The 3,887-nt window shown below is 65.0% G+C and carries 3 protein-coding genes; all 3 read right to left on the bottom strand.

Features of this window, described 5'->3' with window-relative positions:
- Window positions 1-190 precede the first annotated feature (190 nt).
- Window positions 191-1,885 carry a SulP family inorganic anion transporter gene (locus AC1D34_RS34795; RefSeq protein ID WP_476826690.1) on the bottom strand — a complete coding sequence of 565 codons (1,695 nt, stop codon included), beginning with the start codon at window positions 1,883-1,885 and terminating at the stop codon, window positions 191-193.
- A gap of 43 nt (window positions 1,886-1,928) precedes the next feature.
- Window positions 1,929-3,503: a CYTH and CHAD domain-containing protein gene (locus AC1D34_RS34800; protein ID WP_476826691.1), complete on the bottom strand. Its 1,575-nt coding sequence runs from the start codon at window positions 3,501-3,503 to the stop codon at window positions 1,929-1,931.
- A gap of 30 nt (window positions 3,504-3,533) precedes the next feature.
- Window positions 3,534-3,887, bottom strand: a 354-nt coding sequence (locus AC1D34_RS34805) for a DUF2950 family protein (RefSeq protein ID WP_476826692.1), incomplete at its 5' end; no start/stop codon positions are given.

The raw sequence follows: 3,887 nt of genomic DNA on the forward strand, positions 1-3,887 counted from the left end.
CTCCGACCCGTGCCTCCAGATCCACATAGGAAAACAGCGATCCAGCTCCGACCCGTGCCTCCAGATCCACATAGGAAAACAGCGATCCAGAGCGCTCATCCGACCCGCGCATCAAATGCCCCCAGCCAACTCCTCTAGCCGAGTGAATCACGCCAAACGCCGCCCCGCTACAGACTTTTTCAACAGCCTGCTAGATGCCCTCGCCTGCTGGAATGACGCGGCGCTCGGCTTCAAAGGCGCCGACGGCATCCTGAAGCTCGTCGAAAATCAACCCTGRCCAAATYGCATCGAGAAAACCCGATCGCCTGAGGATGTCCATCGGATCCCGGTGCAGCTCCGCGACGGCCAGCGTCACGCCGCGCTCTGCAAGCCACCCCTGCAGCTCACCGAGCATGACCGCAGCAGTTGAATCGATCTGGGCGATCGCGCTGGCGTCGATCACGAGCCAGCGCGTCCCCGGCGGTGCCGCATCGACGATACCCTCGATCCGGGCTTTGACGTATTCGGCATTGAAGAACAGCACGCTGCCCTGAACCAGGTAGATCACCAGCCCTGGAACGGGCCGCGCCTCCTGTACCCGATGAAGTTTGTAGAAGCCCGGCCTGCCGGCAGCGCGCCCGAGCAAGGCATCGCGCGGTCGCATGTCCTTGAGCAGCAGATGAAGCAGGGTCCCAGCAATGGCGATCACCACGCCGCTCAACACCCCCAGGCTGATCGCTCCCCACATGCTGATCAGCGCAAAGACGAACTCGACCCGGCTGATGCGCCAGGTTTCCCTCAAGCCGGAAATGTCGATGAGATTCAACGCCGCTGCGACCAGAATGGCGCCCAGCGCCGGCACCGGCAGCACACGCAGCGCCTGATTGAGGTAGAGCAGCAGCGCCGTCAGCGCGCCGGCCGCAACCAGCCCGGCCAGTTGCGATCGTGCTCCGGCAGCCAGGTTTATCGCCGTACGCGAATCCGAGATGGTGACCGGAAAGCCGCTGAACAATCCCGATGCGATATTGGCCGCGCCGATGCCGACGAGCTCGCGGTTGGCATCGATCGGAAAATTGCCGCGCACCCCGAAGCTGCGCGCACTGACGAGCCCGGCGCTGACGCTGACGAGCCAGACGGCCCCGGCGCCGAGCACGAGTTCGCGCAGCGGCAAGGCAGCCCCGGTGGGAAACGACAAGGCCGGGAGTGTGTTTGGCAGGCGGCCGACGACCTTGATACCCATCGCCTCGAAATTGAACAGATGGGAGGCGATGGCTGCAACGACGACGACGACGAGAGGCCCGGGGATCGGAAAGCGCAGGCGTGGCAGGATCAGCAGAAGCGCCAGCATCGCCGCTCCCAGCGTCACCGATGGCCAATGGATCAGATCCGATCTTCGCAACAGTTCCAGGACTGGGGCCAGCAAGCCGTCGGCGTCGATCTTCACGCCGGTCAGCCGACCGATCTGGCCCACCATGATCGATATCGAGATGCCGCTGATGAATCCGATCAGGATCGGCCGGGACAGGAAGGCCGCGATGGCGCCGAGGCCGACCGTGCTGGCAAGAAGGCTGAGGATGCCGACAGCCAATGCAAGCGCCGCAGCAGTGGCGACCCGCTCCTCGGGAGAGCCGGCAGGCATCGCGGCCATGACCGCGGCAAGAACCGTCATCGTCGCCGCATCGGGGCCAAGCATGAGCTTGTGGGAGGGCCCGAAGAGCGCATAGCCGACGAGCGGCAGGATGCTCGCATAGATCCCCACCTCGACGGGCAGCCCTGCGATCGCGGGATAGGCAATGGCGCTCGGGATCGCGACCGCCGCCACCGCCAGGCCTGCGGTCACGTCAAAGCGCAGCCAGTCGGGCGAGAAGCCAGAGAAGCCGCTCAGGATTGGAAGGCGACCGAACATCATTGCTTCCTTGCGCCTTGTCCGGCGAGCCCAGCGGCGCAGGCTATGCCAGGCCGGAATCCTCTCCCTCGTCGAAGTCGAGATCAGAACGCTCCAGCCTGGAGCGGGCAGCCGCCGCGCTATCCGTCACGTCCTTGGTGTCGGAAGCGCGGCAGAGCGCAGTTGCAAGGCCGGCGGCGAAGAGAATGCGGCTGCCACCGCTATCCCCGCCCAGCACCTCCTCGACATARCTCATGAGCAAGGCTTCACCGGTCCTGCGGTCATTGAGGTCGCCAAGGACGCGCTGGATTGTCTGGAGAGGCTCGATGAGGCTGGAGAAGCTTCGCCGGGCCAGAAGCGCACCGAAGGGGTCGATCATGTAGCGGAGCTTCTTGGCGCGAACGCGCGCCTCATGCTGTTCGGGTGGATCGAGCCGTTCGATGTGCCGGCAGCGCTTGAGGAACGACTTCAGTCGCGGCCGAAGTTCGCGTCTCAGATAGCGCCCGATCGGCATCTGGAGCAGCTCGGCCTGTTGCGGCGTCGGCGAGGTTCGTGCCAGCGCGCCGAGCAGGTCGAGGCTGAGCTCCAGGGCTGCCGGCGACTTCAGATAGTCGATCGCCGTTTCACGAGCGTGCTCGCCCCGGGTTTCAAAGACCGCTCTCAGATCCGCAACGCCCGGGGCGCTGCCATAGCTGGCGCCGAGCGCTGCCAGGACGGTCTCGCAGAGGACATCGACCTCGCGGGATGCACCAAGAAACTGGGTCAGCCAGCGAAGCCGTGGCGAAAGGTCATTGTCACCTCGCCATTGCTGGGCCGGCTCGAACAATGAAGCGAGCGCCCGTATCCGGCGAATGCAGACCCGTGCCTGATGCAGCGCCTCGCCGCCGCTGCCCGCCGCGAGCAGGGCAAAGTTATCGAAGAGTCCGGTGAAGCAAGTGGAGAACGTGCTCTGGATGGCCTGTTCCGTGCTCATGCCCGGCGTGACATCGAAGGACAGTTCGCTGACGGCGCTCTGCGGGGAACCCGCGCTCAGCCGGAAGCCGCGCTCGCCCTTGGACGACAATACCGGCAGCGAGGGCACGATCGATGCCAGATCACGGGCACAGCTCAGGAGCGCAGTCGGCGTGCCGCTTGCGAGTTCGAGCTCGGCCTCGCAGATCGGCAGCGACCGGCCATCGCCCTGGATCTCTCCGATGTCGAGCGCCAGTTCCACTGTCGCATCGGGGCGCATGATGACGAAGGTCCTGCGCCTGACCTGCGTGCTGAAAACCGCTCGCAAGTTGCTCAGGTCGCGGTCGCCCAGCACATCGCACAGAGGCGTCCCTGCGAGCGTATCCTTCGACGGTGCATCGGTCGCGACGGCGCACTCCCACTCGCCGCGCATGATCGCTCCGGCGCCACTCGACTTGACCGTCTGGATGTTCTTCCGGCCGTCATGCCGGATGCGAAGCGAATAGCCCTTGCGCCGCAGCTTGAGCTTGGGGGTATCGAAGTAGACGGAGTGCAGGCGCCGTGTCCTGCCCTTCCCGCTTGTCCCCAACGCCTTGGCCGCCCGGGCATAGTGCTCGAGGTCCCCACTCATGGGAATGAGTTTCAGCTCGACCTCGCGATTGTCCGGCATCATCGGCCCCAAAGCCATTCCCGGTCGTGTCCGCCAGGTGGACTGCCATCAACTCTGCGGCACCGAAACCTTCTCCCAGGTCTTGTCGGGATCGTATGAGCGCATCCGCGTCGCGATCCGGCTGGTCTTGGGTCCCAGATCCTTCTGATACACCGTACCCTCGTGGTTCACGATGAAGCTCATGACGCCGGAGGTGCCGTATTCGGCGGGATAGGCGAGCAGGGCGAAGCCGCCGATCATCTTGCCGCCGACGACATAGTCTAGGCTTCCGCCTGGCGCCGCGGCCCCCTGGCGCTTGAGGATCTTGTAGTAGTAGCCGTGATAGGGCGTCTTGCCCTGCCCGCCCTTGTAGCCTTCGCGCTCGGCCTGCGCGGCGAGAGCGCCAAGCGGACTGGCCTCTTC

Source organism: Allobosea sp. P1_A7 (assembly GCF_056406775.1).